This is a genomic window from Nonomuraea rubra (assembly GCF_014207985.1).
GTDB lineage: Bacteria > Actinomycetota > Actinomycetes > Streptosporangiales > Streptosporangiaceae > Nonomuraea > Nonomuraea rubra.
Genome location: NZ_JACHMI010000001.1, coordinates 6,625,099 through 6,641,621 on the forward strand (window position 1 = coordinate 6,625,099; position 16,523 = coordinate 6,641,621).

Here is a 16,523-nt window from a genome sequence, read left to right on the forward strand (position 1 = left end):
CGCACCGCTGGTCCAGGAACGTCGCGAAGATCTTGATGGGTGGGCCGGCTCACCCTCTCGCCATGCAGTGACGCCGCCGGTGCCGGCGAGTCCGAGGTTGATCAGACGGCGGAGGCCGAGGGCGGCGGCGCGGTGGTGGGGCCGGCGGTCGTTGGCGGCGGTGCCGCGGTCGGCGTGCGGGGGGCGGTGGCGTGGTCGAGTGTGGTGGCCCAGCTGGCGAGGAGGCGGAGTTTGTCGTCGGCATCAGTTGCGGGCTGGGCGCCGTAGGCGACCAGGGTGAGGCCGTCGGTGGCCAGGTCCAGGGATTCGTAGGTGAGGTGGAGGTCACCGACCACGGGATGGCGGACCGATTTGCGGCCGAGGTGGTGCTGGCGTACGTCGTGGCGGGCCCAGCGGACGCGGAAGTCGTCGCTGCGGGTGGACAACTCGCCGATGAGGTCGGTGAGGTCCTTGTCGTAGGGGTCGCGGCCGGCCTGGGCGTGCAGGAGGGCGACGGTGACGTCGGCGGCGCCGTCCCAGTCGCCCCAGAACTGGTGGGAGCGGGGGTCGAAGAAGGTGAACCGGGCGTGATTGGGGATGGCGCCGCGGGCTGCGTCGAACATGGGTGCCAACAGGGCACGGCCGAGAGCGTTGGTGGCCAGGACGTCGCAGAGGCCGTTCTTGACGAATGCCGGGGCGCCCGTCATGGAGTCCAGGAGCCGCTGGACCGAGGGCCGCACCTGGCTGGGGGCGGGGCGGCGCCGCCGCCGCGGACGAGGGCCCGCGGCACGGGCAAGATCCTCCAGATGGATGCGTTCTTCGTCGTTGAGCTGCAGCGCGCGGGCCAGGGCGCTCAGGACGTGGTCGGATGCCCCTGACAGGTCGCCGCGTTCCAGGCGGGAGTAGTACTCCACGCTCACTCCGGCCAGCTGGGCGACTTCGGTACGGCGCAGTCCGGGCACCCGGCGGGTGCCGTAGGAGGACAACCCGGCCTGTTGCGGGCTGATCTTGGCGCGCCGGGAGGTCAGGAACTCACTGATCTGGCTGCGGGTGTCCACGCTCCCAAGCTACGCCGCCTGCCACCTGCCAGGGGTGCCCTGCCAGTACGCCCTTCACCAGTGCCTTGCTCCCTGTCCGCTCAGCACGTGTACTCGCAGTGGCCACGCCAACCCAAGGAGTAGGGGGAATTCATGTCCGGCAAGCTCTCTGGCGAGGACCGCCTGGATGGGCACTCACCGCCCGGGGTGTCCCGGCGGGGTTTTCTTTCGACGACCGCTGCCGGTGGTGTGGCAGCCGGCGTCCTTCCGTCCGCGCAAGCCATGGAGACAGCCCACGGCGGCGCCCTGTCGTTGACCGTGAACGGGCGACGGCACCAGGTGACGATCGACAACCGCACGTCGCTGCTGGATCTGCTGCGCGAGCGGCTGGCCTTACCCGGCACCAAGAAGGGCTGCGATCAGGGCGCGTGCGGTGCGTGCACGGTGCTGGTGGACGGCCGCCGCGTCAACGCGTGCCTGACGCTGGCGGTGCGGTGCCAGGACGCCGAGGTCACCACGATCGAGGGCCTGGCCTCAGGCGACGGTGAGCCGCACGCGTTGCAGCGGACCTTCGTCGAGCAGGACGCCTTCCAGTGCGGCTACTGCACCCCGGGACAGATCATGTCCGGCGTGGCGTGCATCCGCGAGGGCCACACCGGCTCCCGGGAGGAGATCCGCGAGTGGATGAGCGGCAACCTCTGCCGCTGTGGCTGCTACGTCAAGATCGTCAACGCGATCGCGCAGACGGCGCGCGCGGGCAGGAGCTGACATGTACCCGTTCGTCTACACCAAGCCGGCCGACACCCGTGCCGCGATCACGGCCGGAGCGCGCGGCGGGCGTTACATCGCCGGCGGCACGACGCTGGTCGACCTGATGCGCGAGACGGTGGAACGTCCTGACACGCTGGTCGACATCGGTGGCCTGCCGCTGCGGGAGGTACGGGCCACCGCGTCCGGCGGTCTGCGGATCGGCGCGCTGGCGCTCATGTCCGACGTCGCCGCGCACCCACGCGTGCGCAGCGCCTACCCGGTGGTGGCGCAGGCGCTGGAGCTGAGCGCGTCGCCACAGCTGCGGAACATGGCCACCATCGGCGGCAACCTCCTGCAGCGCACCCGCTGCGCCTACTTCCGTGACGTCAGTGCCGCCTGCAACAAGCGGCGGCCCGGGTCCGGGTGCGCCGCCCTGGAGGGGTACAACCGCTCGCACGCGATCCTGGGAACGTCGGACGCGTGTGTGGCGGCCCATCCATCCGATCTGGCCGTGGCCTTGGTGGCGCTGAACGCCCGCGTGCACCTGCTGGGCCCTGACGGGGAGCGGGGCCTCGCCCTGACCGAGCTCCTGCTGCGGCCCGGTGACACGCCCGACCGCGAGCACGGCCTGCGGCCCGGCGAGCTGATCACCGCCGTGGAGATCCCGCCGCACCCGCGCCCCCTGCTCTCGGGCTACCTGAAGGTCCGCGACCGGCAGTCGTACGAGTTCGCGCTCACCTCCGCCGCCGTCGTGCTGCACCTGTCCGGCGGTGTCATCCGGGACGCCCGGATCGCCGCCGGCGGGGTGGGCACGGTGCCGTGGCGGCTCGGCGCGGTGGAGCGGCTGCTGGCAGGCGCCCGTCCCTCCGAGCAGTTGTGGGCGCGGGCCGCGGCGGTCGCGGCGGACGGCGCGCGCCCGCTGCGCCACAACGCCTTCAAGGCGGAACTCCTCAAACGCACCATCGAACGTCAGCTACGCACGGTGGGAGGAACGCGATGACCCGGCCCGCGGCGGGAGCGCCACTGTCCCGGGTGGACGGGTGGCTGAAGGTGACCGGCCAGGCCGCCTACGCCGCCGAGCACGACGCCCACGGCGCCGTACGCGACGTCGCCCACGGCGTGATCGTCACCAGCACCACAGGAAGGGGACGCATCAACGGGATCGACACCCGGGGCGCCGGCGCCCTGCCCGGCGTGCTCACCGTGATCAGCCATCTGAACGCGCCGAAACTGCCCTACCAGCCCTTCCGCGGCATGCCCGACCCCGCCGCGGGAGGGGGTGAGCGCCTGCGGGTCTTCCAGGACGACCGGGTCAGGTTCTTCGGCCAGCCCGTCGCCGTCGTGGTGGCCGAAACCCTGGAGGTCGCCCGGCACGCGGCGGCACTGGTGCGGATCGGCTACGACGGCGAGCCGCCCGCGACCGATCTGGCCTTCCCGGCGGGCCCGCCCAACAAGCAGGAGAACTACCAGCGGGGCGACGTCGAGACGGCGCTGCGGCAGGCACACACGCGGCTGACGCAGACCTACCGCCTCCCGCGTGAGCAGCACCATCCGATGGAGACCCACGCCACCATCGCGCACTGGAACGGCGACCGGCTCACGCTGTGGGACAAGACCCAGAACGTCCTCAACACCCGGGCCGACCTCGCCGCCGTGTTCGGCATCCCGCCCGAGTCGATCCGGGTCATCTCACCGTTCGTCGGCGGTGCGTTCGGCAGTGCGCTGCGAGCCTGGCCACACGTCACCATCGCCGCGCTGGCCGCCCGCCAGGTGCGCCGCCCGGTGAAGGTCGTCCTGACCCGCGAGCAGATGTTCACCGGAACGGGACACCGCCCCGTCACCGACTACACGCTCACCCTCGCCGCCGGCCAGGACGGCCGGCTCACCGCCGCCGTGCACGACATCAGCGCCGCGACCTCCACCTACGAGGACTACCGGGAGTCCCTGACCGTCCAGGGCCGGATGTTGTACGCCACGTCCAACGTCCGCCAGACCTACCGGTCGATCCCCCTGGACATCGGCACCCCCACCTACATGCGCGGCCCCGGGGCGGCCACCGCCGCGTTCGCCATCGAGTGCGCCATGGACGAGCTCGCCCACGAGCTCGGCATCGACCCGATCGACCTGCGCCTGCGCAACGAGCCCGGCCGGGATCCGAGCACCGGGGCGCCGTTCTCCACCCGGCGGCTGGGCGAGTGCCTGCGCATCGGCTCCCGCACCGTCGGCTGGGACGACCGCGATCCCGAGCCACGCTCAGCCCGCGACGGCAACTGGCTGCTCGGCACCGGCGTCGCGGTAGCCTCCTACCACACCCTGCGCGCCCCGGCCCAGGCCCTGGCCCGGCTCGACGCCGACGGCAACGCGATCGTCCAGTGCGCGACCTCCGACATGGGACCCGGCACCTACACCTCCATGACTCAGGTCGCCGCCGACGCACTCGGCCTCCCCATGGCCGGCGTGCGGTTCCAGCTCGGCGACTCGACCATGCCGCAGTCCCCGCCCCACGGCGGCTCCCTGACCATGGCCAGCGTCGGCTCCGCCGTCCAGGACACCTGTGACAAGCTCCGCCTGCAGGCCATCCGGCTCGCCGTCGAGGACCCTGGCTCACCTCTGCACGGAGTTTCGGCCAGCGACGTCGCCGTCGAGAACGGCCGCCTGCACCTGCGCGACAATCCCGAACGCGGCGAGACCTACCGGCAACTGCTGGCCCGCGCCGGCCTCTCCCACCTGGAGACGCCCGGCGGGTACACCCCCGGGGACGAGGTGGAACGGTTCTCCACGCACGCCTACGGCGCGGTGTTCGCCCAGGTCGCCGTCGACGAAAGCCTCGGCCTGGTACGTATCCGGCGGGTGCTCGGCGTGTACGACGCGGGCCGCATCATCAACCCCAAGCTCGCCGAGAGCCAGGCCATCGGCGGCATGGCCGGCGGCATCGGCATGGCCCTGCTGGAGCACGCCGTCACCGACCCGCGCGACGGCCGCATCGTCAACGCGAACCTGGCCGACTACCTCGTCCCCGTCAACGCCGACGTCCCCGACGTCAATGCCATCTACCTGCGCGGCGACGACCGCACCGCCGACCCCATCGGCGTCAAGGGCCTGGGTGAGGTGGTGATCGTCGGTGTGGCACCCGCGATCGCCAACGCCGTCTTCCACGCCACCGGCCGCCGGATCCGCTCCCTTCCCATCACCATCGAAGCCCTCCTGTGATGGCGGGGCCGCCGATCTGACCGGCGCCCCCCGGCGAGCCGCACCCACCTCGGCCGACCCCGCGTTTGCTGCCGGCGCCCCGAGCGGGCCGCTCACGCCGGGGTGGGCCGGCGGCGTCCGTACGGTTCGTTGCGCACCCGGTGCCGGTAGCGCAGCGGGGATTCGCCGGTCTCGCGCTTGAACGCGTTGCTGAAGGCCGCCTCGGAGGCGTACCCCAGATCGGCGGCGAGGGCGCCGATGCGCGTGCCGTTCTGCCTCAGGGCGCGCTGCGCCAGGAGCATGCGGTAGCGACTGAGGTAGGTGAGCGGAGGCATGCCCGCCGAAGCGCGGAAGTGGCGGGCGAAGGTTGATCGGGACATCGCGGCGGAGCGCGCCAGCTCCTCCAGGCCCCACGGCGCGGCGGGCTCGTTGTGCATGAGGGCCACGGCCGGGCGCAGCCGCTCGTCGGTCAGCACCCGCAGCCAGCCCGGCGGAGCCTCCATCTGGTCGAGGTAGGCGCGCAGGACCGCGAGGAAGAGGAGCTGACCGTACTGCCGGATGGCGAAGGCGGAGCCGGTGCGGCGGCCCGCGACCTCGTCGAAGACCTGGTCAAGGATGGTGCGCAGCGGGGCCGACGCTGAGGCCCTGACGACTCCCACCGGCGGCAGCGTCTGCAGCAACAGCTCCTGACCTGCCGCGTTGATGCCCACGGCGATCCCGAGCACGACATCGTCGGTGGTGGGATCCGCCTCGCTGAGACCGGTGAAATTCTCCTCGGGGCTGATCTGGCGGCGTGGACCGTCCCCCTGCGGGCCGCCCTCGTATTCGAGCCAGGTGCGGTTGTTGAGGATGGCGACATCACCAGCGGAGAGCTCGACCGGCTCGTCGAGGCCGTCGGTCAGCAGCCGGCCGTGGCCGGACACCATGGCGATGAGCTTCATCGCGTCGTAGCACGGCGAGCGTGCCATCCACCGGCCACGGGCCGCGAATCCGCCGGACACCGCGCCGTAGACCTCCACGAGGTCAAGCACCTCGGACAACTGGTCTGCCACGTTTGGCACTCTCGCACAAGAAACAAGGACTCACAAGCATTCAAAGTGCCATTCGTGCTTGGCAGGCTGAATGTCACCGCGACGGTCGTCGTCGCGGCGACGACCGAAGGAAGGCATGACCATGTCACTTCAGTCCGCGGGCGAGGCCCGTACGATCGTCCTCACCGGTGGCACCAGCGGCATCGGATTCGCCGCGGCCACCGCGATCCTCCGCGACGAGCACGGGCCCTGGCACCTGGTGCTGCCCGTCCGTGACGCCGCCCGCGGACGGCAGACTGTGGAGTCGTTGACCTCCGCCGCAGCGAGCGGCAACACGGCCGAGGCGATGACGATGGACCTGTCCTCACTGGAGTCCGTCCGGACCTTCGCAGCGGAGCTCACGAGCCGCGCGACCTCGGAAACGCTCCCGCCGGTGCACGCGCTGGTGTGCAACGCGGGCGTGCAGATGGGCACGAACCTGATCCACACGGCCGATGGCTTCGAGTCCACCTTCGCCATCAACCACCTGGGCCATTTCGCGCTGGTCAACGCGCTGCTGCCCGTGCTGAGCGCCCCGGCGCGCGTGGTCGTGACCTCCAGCGACACCCACGACCCGGCGCTCAAGCTGGGCCCCGCCCCGGCGTGGAGCAGCGCGGATGCCCTGGCGCGGGGCGAGCTCGCGGTGCCGGCGAAGCCGGACAACGCGTTCGTCGCAGGGCAGCGGCGTTACAGCACCTCCAAGCTCGCGAACCTCTACTTCACCTACGCCCTGGCCCGTCGCCTGCCCGAGGGCGTCACGGCCAACGCCTTCAACCCCGGCATGGTGCCAGGAACAGCCCTGGGCCGCTCACTGCCCGCCCCGGTGCGGTTCATCTCCTCGCACGTCTTTCCCCGCCTGACCTGGCTGCTGCGCCGGGTGGTGTCCCCCAACGTCAACTCTGCCGCCGAGTCCGGGGCCGCGCTCGCCTGGCTGGTAACCGCCCCGGAACTCGCGGACACCACAGGCAGGTACTTCGACGGCCGCGCCGAGACCCGCTCGTCGGAGGAGTCCTACGACACCGCGCGCGCCGAGCAGCTCTGGTCCGGCAGCCAGAGGCTGACCGGCGCGCGTGTCTGACCGAGATGTCCCTGCGATCCCCACTGACGCACCATGATCACCACCAAGGAGACAAGACCATGAACGACATGGCTGTGCCGACCCTGTCCACGGCCGAGCGTGACCGCCGCTGGGCTCTCACCCGGGAGCTCATGGCACGTGAGAACCTGGACGCTCTGCTCGTTTTCGGCGAGCACGAGGACGCGGGGCCCGCCCAGGTCGCCTACGACACGTGGTTCACCAACGAGCGCCCCGGAACCACCGTCGTCTTCCCTCGCGACGGCGAGCCGATCGTGCACCTGCCGGGAGGGATGTTCATCCTGGACCATCTGGAGTCCAGCCGGCGTGGTGACGAATCCTGGATCCCGCCGCGGAACCTGCGTGCCTCACGCACCTCCGCCGAGATCACGGACACGCTCGCCGAGCTGGGCCTGAACGGGGGGAACATCGGCGTCGTAGGACTCGGGGCACATCTGCCGTGGCATCCTGAAGGCATCCTGCCCCACACGCTGTGGAGCCGCGTCCTGGACAAGCTCCCGGACGTCGAATTCCGGGAGATGGACGTCGCCGTCGCCCTGATGACGATGCGGCTCAGCGACGAAGAGATTCCCCTCGTACGGCGCTCCGCGGAGATCGGAGACGCCATGGTGCAAGCCATGGTCGATACCGCGGGCCCAGGGGTGTCCGAGGCGGAGATCTACGCCGCGGGCATGGCCGAAGGCTTTCGGCGGGGGACGCTGCCCGCGGCCATGCACCTGTGGTCAGGCCGCGACCCCGTCGCTTCGGGGATACCCGCATGGTGCTACCGCGCGCAGGCACCGCGCGAGCTGGCCGACGGGGACGTCATCTATGCCGAGGTGTTCTCCCAATTCGGCGGGCGCCACACGCAACACCAGGTCACGATCGCGATCGGCGACGTGCACGAAGACTTCTGGCGCGCGGGCGACGTCGCGCAGCAGTCCTACCACGCCGGCCTGGCGACGCTCCGGCCGGGGCGGACCTTCGGTGACGTCGTGGAAGCGATGCACGCACCGCTCGACGCGCACGACGGGCAGACGTACCTCATCGCCGCTCACTCGATCAACGCTCTCCTCGCGGCCGGCAAGGGCCGCGGAGACATCAGCCTGCTCCCAGGCGCCGAGGCGTACCCGCCTGTGCACGCTCACCCCACCTTCATGGCCGGCCTGGTGCTGGAGCCCGGGATGTGTTTCGTCCTGGAGCCGCAGTACGCCTTCGGTGGTCACCTTGCCCACGTCGGCGGCACCGTGATCGTGACGGAGGACGAGCCCATCGCGCTCAGCCCGCTGACCCGCCAGGTGCTCCGCGCCCGGCGGTGACGCGCACACCGTACGCCAGGACGCCATCGCGTCCTGTTAGGACTCGGTGGGTGTTGGTGACAGCGTGTCATCCGAGTGCTCCAGAGATCCAGTCGGCGGCAACTATGGTGAGCGTCTCGGCCGGCAGCGCTGTCAGGTAAGGCTGGCCAACGCCCTGCTGGGGTCGGCGCAGATCGAGGCGGTGCTCACCGGCATTTCCCTCGTACTAGACGACCGGTCTACTCATCCGCTATGGTCACTGACATGCCGGTCACCACGCGCAGCACAGACACCCGCCGGAGCATCCTCGACGCCGGCCAGCGGATCATGGCCCACAAGGGTTACTCCGCGGTCGGCCTCAAGGAGATGCTCGCGGAGGCCGGCGTGCCGAAAGGCTCCTTCTATCACTTCTTCGACTCGAAGGACGCCTTCGGCGAAGCGATGCTGAAGAGCTACTTCGCGGACTACCTCACCGACATGGACCGTATCCTCACGCGGTCCGGCGAGTCGGCCGCCGAACGCTTGATGGCCTACTGGCAGCATTGGCGGCAGACGCAGAGCGTGGACGAGTGTCAGGGCAAGTGCCTGGCCGTGAAACTCGGCGCCGAGGTGGCCGACCTGTCGGAGTCGATGCGACTGGCCCTGAAGGAGGGCACGGAGGCGATTGTCGACCGCATCGAGCGGACGATCGCCGCCGGCCTTGAGGACGACTCCCTCTCGATTGACGGTGACCCTCGCGCCGTGGCCCAGGTCCTGTATGACATGTGGCTCGGCGCGAGCGTCATAGCCAAGATCCACCGCAATCTCGCGCCGCTGGACACCGCCATGGCGGCGACCCGTCGGCTCCTGCACCTGTAGGGACCCTGAACACCAGGCCCCTCCGGGCGCAAGCTTTGCACTCTCTCGCCTACCTCTAGACGACCGGTCTACTACTCACAAGGAAAAATCATGAAGGTTCTCATCGTTCTCACCTCGCACGACAAGCTGGGAGACACCGGCCGTAAGACCGGATTCTGGCTGGAGGAACTGGCAGCGCCGTACTACCGCTTCAAGGAGGCCGGCTGGCGGATCGTGCTCGCCTCGCCCCAGGGCGGCCGGCCGCCGCTGGACCCGAAAAGCAGCGAACCTGGCTTCCAGACCGACCAGACCCGGCGCTTCGAGGCCGACCCGCAGGCCACCGAGGCGCTGGCGCACACCGTGCGCCTGGACTCCGTCTCGACCGACGACTTCGACGCGGTCTTCTACCCCGGGGGTCACGGCCCGCTCTGGGACCTGGCCGAGGACACCAACTCCGCACGGCTGATCGAGACGACCCTGCGCTCGGGCAAGCCGCTCGCTCTGGTGTGCCACGCCCCCGGCATCCTGCGCCACACGGTCAACGAGGAGGGCACGCCGCTGGTGCGGGGCAAGCAGGTCACCGGGTTCGCCAACTCCGAGGAGGAGGCGGTCCAGCTCACCAAGGTCGTCCCCTTCCTGGTCGAGGACGAGCTCAAAGACCTGGGAGGCCTCTACTCCAAGGCCGGCGACTGGGAACCCCACGTCGTTCAGGACGGTCTGCTGATCACCGGGCAGAACCCGGCTTCCTCGGCTCCGGTAGCCGACGCCCTCATCAAACTGGTCACCACAGCCGGCCAGTGAGCGCGCACGTGGTCAATCTCCCTGAGCCCCTGATCGCCCCGACCGGGGTCACCGGAGACCTGGCGATCGAGCCCCTGAGAGATGCGGCTTTTGACGGAGAGTGTTGATCCATCGCTTCCCGGCGTTCCGGACCGCACGGGCGTGACACGACAGCCCGGCCGGCCTGGCGGTAATCCGTACCGCCAGGCCGGCGCGGACTTCCACGTAGTTCATCGTCGAAGGCGTCGACGACTCGCACAACCGCTGAGGCCACCCAGCTGGCGGCCCGCGAGAGAACAACCGTATTTCAGGCGCCACCGCAGGGACTGTAAAAGCTAACGGCGGATCTGATGATCGGGTGTGGATGAGATGGTGCTGTCGCTGTCGGCCAAGGGCCCACCCCATGGAGGGATCTCCGCGCATCTGGCCGAGGTGTACGTCGCCCAGGTGTCCAAGCAGACCATCTCCACCATCACCGGCAAGGTCATGGACGGGATGGCCTAATGGCAGAAGTGGAGGCGGTCCGGCCCCCCGTCTACACCGCCCCGGCCAAGGAGGCGGCGCTGGAGACCTTCCACGAGTTCTCCGAGATGACGTGAGGGCGCAAGTACCCGGCGATCGTGCGGGACTTCCCGAACGAGACCGCCGCCCCCGAGTGTGTCTTCATGGCCTCACCCCTGCCGACCTCTACCCACTTCAACGACCAAGATCAGCCGCTAGGGCGGCACTCCCTGGGTTCGCTGGATTCCGCTTCGTTGCTACTAGGACCCCCTGGATGAGGCGGTCACGAAACTCATCACCTGTCTCGTGACATTTGCATCTGTTTGCTGCTGACCTTCGAGTGGAGGATCTGATTCGCCTCACCTCATCTCAAAGGGAGTATTCATGACCATTTCACCCGTAGCCAAGACCGTCCGGATCGAGCGCACCTATGCGACCACGCCCGAGCACGTGTGGCGCCTGTGGACTACCGGTGCCGGCATCGAGTCCTGGTGGGCGCCCGACGGGTTCACCGTCGAGGTCGGCAAGCTCGACCTGCGGCCCGGCGGCGACCTCGTCTACACGATGACCGCCACGGCGCCGGAGCAGATCGCGTTCATGGAGAGCCACGGGATGCCGCTGAGCACCGAGTCCCGCAAGAAGTTCGTCGAGGTGTCGGAACCGCGCACGCTCTCCTACACCTCACTCGCCGACTTCATCCCCGGCGTGGAGCCCTACGACTTCCTCACCGTGGTCGAGATCCAGCCCTCGGGTGACGGCGTTCACGTCGTCATGACCATGGACGCGATGCACGACGAGGAGTGGACCCAGCGCCTGACGGCCGGCCGCGGCAATGAGATGGACAATCTCGGCCGGGTCATCAACGTGGTCTAGGGCTCCGCCTGATCTCGTCGCGCTCGTGGCGCGTATCACCGAGTCCTTGAACGGCCACGACGCCGCCGCTCTCGGCCACCGCCGATGGGCGATCGGCACGGATCCGGGTCCTCGGCATGCCGGCGGGTCCGAGGCCCCGGGCCGCGCCGGACTGGCCGCCCGATGGGGCACTCGGCCGCAGGCTCTACTCTGGTCCACCAGGGCGCGAGGACAGGCGGTGGGAGGATTGACGGAGCTGTGGCGATCCGACCGCGTCGTCCGGCTGGCTCCGGTCGGCGCGGTCGCCTGCAGCGCTGTGCTGCCGCTGGTGCAAGTCGGGCTGGCGTTCAGCTACGTGGGCAACGGCGTCAGCACCGGGCTGTGGAGTCTCGCGGCGACCGCGGTCTACCTTCCGCTGCACCTGCGCCACGTCTGGTATGCCGCGCGGGCGCACCGGCCGCCGCTCGGCGGCTGGTCGCTGGTAGCGATGACCGCGGTCATCCTCGGGGCCACCCCGCTGGCCGGGAACATGTGGCCGCGGGCGTACACGGCCTTGGTGGTGTCGTTCCTGCTGGTGCTGCCCGCGCCGTGGTCGTACCTCGGATATGTGGTGGTGGTGGCCGCGGCGGCGCCGGTGGCCCACGCGCTCGGGCTGTCGTGGACGGCCGCGCCGTGGCTGACGTTCTCGGTGCTGGGCGGCAGTGCGGCGCTGTTGCTGCTGGTGTGGCTCGCCGCGGCATTGACCCGATTGCAGGCGGCCAGGGAGGCGCTGGCTCAGCGAGCCGTCATGCAGGAACGGCGCAGGATCGACGACGACCTGCGCCATAGTCTCGGCAGCGCGCTGGAGTCGATCGCGGCGCGCGGCGACCGGGCGGCGAGCATCGCGAAGAGCGAGCCGGCAGCCGCGGCGGCGGATCTGACGGGGCTCGCGCAGGAGTCGCGGCGCACGCTGGCCGAGGCCAGGCGGCGGGTACGCGGCTACCGGCAGCCGTCGCTGCGTGCCGAGTTGGAGACCGCCGCCAGCCTGCTGACCGCGGCCGGCATCGCCACCCGCCTGGACCTGCCACACGGCGGCATCCCGGACACCATCGCCCCGCGGTCGCGAGGTGCTCTGCGCGCGACGGTCACCCGCCTGCTGCGTGCGGGACCCATCGGCACCTGCACGATCACGGCGACCGTCCTGGACGGCCGGGTGCTGCTGGACGTGCGTGCCGGCGACTCCACCGAGACGATCGAGGTGCGGGCATGACAGTGTCGATACCGCCGCGATGGGTGCTGCGGCACCCGCGCTGGCCCTTGATCGCGCTGCACGTGCCGCTGGCCGCTCAGGCGCCGGTCTACACCAGCCTCGGCGTCGACGGTTCACCTCCCACCGATCCGCTGCCCGCGATCCTGCTCGCCGCCGTGATCCTCGCGCTCCAACTGCGGCACAGCCTCGCCGCCGCCCGGGGAGAACGGCCCGCGCGCTGGCGCTGGAGCCTCACCGCGATCCTGCTGCTCACCCATGCCCCGATCTGGCTCCTGGGGCTGAACTGGATCAGCATCAGCGCTCTCACCATGGCCTCGATCCTGATGCTCCTGCGCGGCCGGCCGAGGCTGGTAGCAGCCGCCGCGCAGGTGTCGGTCTACGTTGTCCTCCAGCTGATCGCGACCTTGCGGACACCGGAGTTCAGCGTCTGGCAGGTCGTCATCCTGGAGCTGTACGCCGTGGTCGTCCCCAGCCTGTTCGCCGCGGCTCTGGCCGGCGGAGCCGGGCTGGTGCGGCTGGTGAACGAGCTGGAGGCCGCCCGTACCGAGCTGGCCGCGACGGCTGTCGGTGCGGAGCGGATCCGGGTCTCGCGCGACCTGCACGACCTGCTCGGCCAGAGCCTTTCGGCGATCTCCCTCAAGGGCGACCTGGCGCTGCGGTTGCTCGCCAAGGACACCGCCACCGCCCGCGCCGAGATCGAGAGCCTGACCGGCGTGGCCCGCGACGCGCTGCACGGCGTACGGGCGATCACCCGCGACCAGCACACCGTGTCGCTGCGGACGGAGATCGACGGGGCCGCGGCCCTGCTCGGCGCGGCGGGGGTGGACACCCGGCTCGACGTGTCCGACCTGCCGTCACTGCCCGCGTCCGCGCAGGACGCCCTGGCCTGGGCCATCCGGGAGGGCACCACCAACCTGTTGCGCCACAGCGACGCCGGCTCCTGCACCATCAAGCTTTCCCGGCAGCGCGGGAGAATACGTCTGGAAATCGTCAACGACGGTGTCCGCATCCCCGCCGGCCACGGTTCGCAGCATGGTTTCGGGCTCGCCGGAGTGGCCGAGCGTGCCGAAGCCGCCTCCGGCTCGTGCGAGGCAGGTGTCCATGACAGCCGGTTCCGGCTGTCGGTCGAGGTTCCCGAGGAGGTCACGTGATCCGCGTGCTGATCGCCGAGGACATGCACATGATCAGATCCGCGCTGGTCGCGTTGCTGTCGCTGGAGGACGACATGGAGGTCGTCGCCGAGATCGAGCGCGGCGACGAGGTGGTGGACGCCGCACTACGGGTGCGCCCCGACGTGGCGGTGCTGGACATCGACATGCCTGGCCTGGACGGGCTGTCGGCGGCCGAGCAACTGTCCGCCCAGCTCCCCGACTGCCGCACGCTCGTGCTCACCGGGCTGAGTCAGCCGGGCAACCTGCTGCGCGCGCTGAAGGCGCACGCGCGAGGCTTCATCGTCAAGGACGCCCCAGCACAGACCCTCACGGACGGGATCAGGCGCATCGCGGCCGGGGAGCGGGTGATCGACCCCGAACTCGTCGCCGCCGCGCTCGAGACAGGCAGTAGCCCGCTGACGGCTCGCGAGACCGAGGTGCTGCGCGCCGCAGCAAGCGGCATCCGCACCGGCCAGATCGCCACCCAGCTCTCACTGTCGCAGGCCACGGTGCGCAACTACCTGTCGAATGCGATCAGCAAAGTCGGCGGGCGCAACCGCATTGATGCCATCCGCATATCTCGCGACGCCGGCTGGCTCTAGCGCGCCGGTACCGCCAACAGCCCAGCGCCCCTGGACGACTTCCTCACCGACCTGGCCAGCGCCGGTGCCTCCACGCACACCCGGCGCGCCTTCCGCGGCGATCTGATCGCCTTCGCCGGCCACTACGGCGACCCGGTCGGCGAGCTGATGGCACGCGCGTCCTCCGCGCCCGACGGCCAAGGCACACGCTTGATGAGATGGCCGAGGCCTGGGAGCGGGCCGTCATGGACAGGAATCTGAACAACGAGCACAAGGGAATGGGTCGCTTCTCATCATCGCCATGTCAACACCGGCGGTAGCCCGGGAAGCGATCACTTTCATCCCGGGAAGCGATCTTCCGACGTGTTCATTCGACCAGGTCACGCCTTCTCGTGAACACCTCTTCGCGCGAGGGCTGACCGTCCTATCCTTGCGCATGCGGCCCGCGCGGGTCTCCACATCAGGCGACGGCGTCGGGGTGCTCGATAACGTGCGCTGGATCAATGTCGGTGTGGTGGCCGCGCGATCAAGGGCCGCCCCGCCACAGAATGGGGCATGGGACGGAAACCGCCGCGACGCTCCCCGCTCCTGATCAGGACTCCTCGCGTCACCGTGCGGATCATCGCCCGGCCCCGGCCGCGCCGGCGGTTACGCCGCCGGTTCACCTCGGTCCAGCTCTGGACCGCCATCGCGGGCATCATCGGAAGCCTCACGGCGGTGCTCGCTCTGATCATCTCCATGAACGCGCTTGCACTCAGTGAACAGCAGCGAGCGGACGCCTTGAAGCAACGAGCGGAGGACCAGAGAGAACGAGCAGCCGCTCAAGCCAGAGCTGACCAATTGGAGAGAACCGCCTACATACGGAACATCAATGTCTGGGCCGAGGTCTCATACCCGCACATCTTCCATGTACGGAATGCCAACTCGGCTCCAGCCGACATCTACGTACGCTGGGTCCTTGGGGGCCTGATCTCGACAGAGAAGCCGAAGAAGCCTGACCTGTACTTCAGCCTCAGTATCGGACCGTGTAGCCAGGGAACTCTCCAACTGTCTGACTCTGCAACCTACGAGAGAGAGCCAGAATGGGCAATCGACACCCAGACGAGGTCCGAACTCTGGGCAGTCAACAACGGCCTGTACTACCAGCTTGATCGGGAATCGTGGCTGTCGGCCGCCCAGGGGTTTCGCGTGGTTGAACTCAAGCAGGTCGTTACCGGGATAGTTCCCTGTGCATGACTCCGGCCTGGCCCTGGTCATCAGCCCTCCTCGTCAACCACGAGGTCCATCGTCTCGGCCTCGTTGACGTGGTGACCGCAGTTCTCGGACACGTAGTAGCCGACCCGCACGGCATGAGGTTGGCTCTCCACGCGCTGGCACTTTGAGCGACCAGGCAATTCGGTGCAGATCCACGTAACATGCCGAACCGCTCCCGCCCCGCGAACGTCTCGTCCACGCTGGGCCTGCCTGGACGCAACCATGCCCCCGGCTCCTCCGCTCGCACCATCCGGCGCCTGGCCATTCGGCCTCGGATTCACCGCCAGCGCCGTGTTCGGGCGCAGCTGCAACTGCTGTCCACAATTGGCACCGTCATCACCGAGCTCGTGTCCATACCCGCTCTCATCGTCTCCTTGGTGACTCTGAAGACCAGCGAGAAGCACAAGATAGAGTCCGATCTCGCCTCCCAGCGCACCTTCGCTCAACGTCTTACCCTGCACGGCCAGGCACGCAGCAGCTCGCTCGCCTTCGGCGAACCAGTCACCATCGGCAACAACACGATCGCCCCCGAGGGGTACGACCCGGAGAGCTCCACGACCCTTTGATCGACCGTCTGAGCGCCGCGAACTTCGCACTGCGTGTGATCAGCCCGCCTCATCGGTGACTGCCTCCATCGCCTCCACCTCCGAGACGTGGTGGCCCCCGCCGCACCAGTAACGACCCCGACGTCGCCCGGGGGACCGATGGCATTCACGAAGGCAGGAAGTCCGGCAGCACGTTCGGGCACGGCCAGGCGCAGCGTCGCCTGCTCGCCCTTCCGGCATGCCCGGCGCGGCTCGACCAGCCGGGCTAGAGCCAGCACCTTGCTGCTGGTCCCGTACTTGGGCAGGGTCTTCAACCCCTTAGGACTGATCTTGCTGGCAGGCGTAGGTGAGCTCAGGCCGGGACGATGAGTCCTC

Annotated in this window: 15 protein-coding genes and 2 pseudogenes; 15 read left to right on the forward strand and 2 right to left on the reverse strand. The window is 69.5% G+C overall.

What is annotated here, in order from left to right; all coding sequences use genetic code 11:
* Positions 1–101 precede the first annotated feature (101 nt).
* Positions 102–1,037: a helix-turn-helix domain-containing protein gene (locus HD593_RS30260; RefSeq protein ID WP_185105400.1), complete on the reverse strand. Its 936-nt coding sequence runs from the start codon at positions 1,035–1,037 to the stop codon at positions 102–104.
* A 132-nt stretch (positions 1,038–1,169) separates the two neighbouring features.
* Between HD593_RS30260 and HD593_RS65245 the strand changes: the two are divergent.
* The 4 genes and pseudogenes from HD593_RS65245 to HD593_RS30275 all read left to right on the forward strand — a co-directional run.
* Positions 1,170–1,283, forward strand: a pseudogene (locus tag HD593_RS65245) (twin-arginine translocation signal domain-containing protein); the annotation flags it as partial.
* Positions 1,284–1,298: 15 nt separating this feature from the next.
* Positions 1,299–1,784: a (2Fe-2S)-binding protein gene (locus tag HD593_RS30265; protein WP_246546791.1), complete on the forward strand. Its 486-nt coding sequence runs from the start codon at positions 1,299–1,301 to the stop codon at positions 1,782–1,784.
* Position 1,785: 1 nt separating this feature from the next.
* Positions 1,786–2,766, forward strand: coding sequence for an FAD binding domain-containing protein (locus HD593_RS30270; protein WP_185105402.1), 981 nt, complete (start codon positions 1,786–1,788; stop codon positions 2,764–2,766).
* Positions 2,763–4,976, forward strand: a complete 2,214-nt coding sequence (locus HD593_RS30275) for a xanthine dehydrogenase family protein molybdopterin-binding subunit (protein ID WP_185105403.1) — start codon at positions 2,763–2,765, stop codon at positions 4,974–4,976. Before HD593_RS30270 ends, HD593_RS30275 begins: the two co-directional genes overlap by 4 nt.
* Positions 4,977–5,068: 92 nt before the next feature.
* Here the strand turns inward: HD593_RS30275 and HD593_RS30280 are convergent, their stop codons facing one another.
* Complete coding sequence (locus tag HD593_RS30280; protein WP_221525059.1) at positions 5,069–6,007, reverse strand: AraC family transcriptional regulator; 939 nt, start codon at positions 6,005–6,007, stop codon at positions 5,069–5,071.
* A gap of 121 nt (positions 6,008–6,128) precedes the next feature.
* Between HD593_RS30280 and HD593_RS30285 the strand changes: the two genes are divergently transcribed.
* The 11 genes and pseudogenes from HD593_RS30285 to HD593_RS30335 all read left to right on the forward strand — a co-directional run bounded on the left by HD593_RS30285 (position 6,129) and on the right by HD593_RS30335 (position 16,169).
* On the forward strand, positions 6,129–7,103 hold the full coding sequence (locus HD593_RS30285; protein WP_185105405.1) for an SDR family NAD(P)-dependent oxidoreductase: 975 nt from the start codon (positions 6,129–6,131) through the stop codon (positions 7,101–7,103).
* Positions 7,104–7,162: 59 nt separating this feature from the next.
* Entirely contained in the window at positions 7,163–8,419 is a 1,257-nt protein-coding gene (locus HD593_RS30290; RefSeq protein WP_185105406.1) for a M24 family metallopeptidase, read from the forward strand.
* A 243-nt stretch (positions 8,420–8,662) separates the two neighbouring features.
* The gene (locus HD593_RS30295; protein ID WP_185105407.1) at positions 8,663–9,256 is read left to right on the forward strand and encodes a TetR/AcrR family transcriptional regulator; all 594 of its coding nucleotides are present in this window, start codon (positions 8,663–8,665) and stop codon (positions 9,254–9,256) included.
* A 90-nt stretch (positions 9,257–9,346) separates the two neighbouring features.
* Positions 9,347–10,036 (forward strand): type 1 glutamine amidotransferase domain-containing protein, encoded by a 690-nt coding sequence (locus HD593_RS30300; protein WP_185105408.1) that lies wholly within the window; start codon positions 9,347–9,349, stop codon positions 10,034–10,036.
* 333 nt (positions 10,037–10,369) lie between these two features.
* Positions 10,370–10,516: pseudogene (locus HD593_RS30305) on the forward strand (transposase); the annotation flags it as partial.
* A 384-nt stretch (positions 10,517–10,900) separates the two neighbouring features.
* Entirely contained in the window at positions 10,901–11,389 is a 489-nt protein-coding gene (locus HD593_RS30310) for an SRPBCC family protein (protein WP_185105409.1), read from the forward strand.
* Between the two features lie 217 nt (positions 11,390–11,606).
* A complete protein-coding gene (locus HD593_RS30315) occupies positions 11,607–12,617 on the forward strand; it encodes a sensor histidine kinase (protein WP_185105410.1) in 1,011 nt (336 codons plus the stop codon).
* Entirely contained in the window at positions 12,614–13,768 is a 1,155-nt protein-coding gene (locus tag HD593_RS30320) for a sensor histidine kinase (RefSeq protein ID WP_185105411.1), read from the forward strand. Before HD593_RS30315 ends, HD593_RS30320 begins: the two co-directional genes overlap by 4 nt.
* Positions 13,765–14,370, forward strand: a complete 606-nt coding sequence (locus HD593_RS30325) for a response regulator transcription factor (protein WP_185105412.1) — start codon at positions 13,765–13,767, stop codon at positions 14,368–14,370. Before HD593_RS30320 ends, HD593_RS30325 begins: the two co-directional genes overlap by 4 nt.
* 591 nt (positions 14,371–14,961) lie before the next feature.
* A complete protein-coding gene (locus HD593_RS30330) occupies positions 14,962–15,585 on the forward strand; it encodes a hypothetical protein (protein WP_185105413.1) in 624 nt (207 codons plus the stop codon).
* A gap of 179 nt (positions 15,586–15,764) precedes the next feature.
* Positions 15,765–16,169: a hypothetical protein gene (locus HD593_RS30335; RefSeq protein ID WP_185105414.1), complete on the forward strand. Its 405-nt coding sequence runs from the start codon at positions 15,765–15,767 to the stop codon at positions 16,167–16,169.
* Positions 16,170–16,523: the final 354 nt, after the last annotated feature.

Coding starts and splice junctions, on each gene's coding strand:
- HD593_RS30265 (WP_246546791.1), top strand. CDS start 1,299: ATGGAGACAGCCCACGGCGGCGCCCTGTCGTTGACCGTGAACGGGCGA.
- HD593_RS30270 (WP_185105402.1), top strand. CDS start 1,786: ATGTACCCGTTCGTCTACACCAAGCCGGCCGACACCCGTGCCGCGATC.
- HD593_RS30275 (WP_185105403.1), top strand. CDS start 2,763: ATGACCCGGCCCGCGGCGGGAGCGCCACTGTCCCGGGTGGACGGGTGG.
- HD593_RS30285 (WP_185105405.1), top strand. CDS start 6,129: ATGTCACTTCAGTCCGCGGGCGAGGCCCGTACGATCGTCCTCACCGGT.
- HD593_RS30290 (WP_185105406.1), top strand. CDS start 7,163: ATGAACGACATGGCTGTGCCGACCCTGTCCACGGCCGAGCGTGACCGC.
- HD593_RS30295 (WP_185105407.1), top strand. CDS start 8,663: ATGCCGGTCACCACGCGCAGCACAGACACCCGCCGGAGCATCCTCGAC.
- HD593_RS30300 (WP_185105408.1), top strand. CDS start 9,347: ATGAAGGTTCTCATCGTTCTCACCTCGCACGACAAGCTGGGAGACACC.
- HD593_RS30310 (WP_185105409.1), top strand. CDS start 10,901: ATGACCATTTCACCCGTAGCCAAGACCGTCCGGATCGAGCGCACCTAT.
- HD593_RS30320 (WP_185105411.1), top strand. CDS start 12,614: ATGACAGTGTCGATACCGCCGCGATGGGTGCTGCGGCACCCGCGCTGG.
- HD593_RS30335 (WP_185105414.1), top strand. CDS start 15,765: ATGCCGAACCGCTCCCGCCCCGCGAACGTCTCGTCCACGCTGGGCCTG.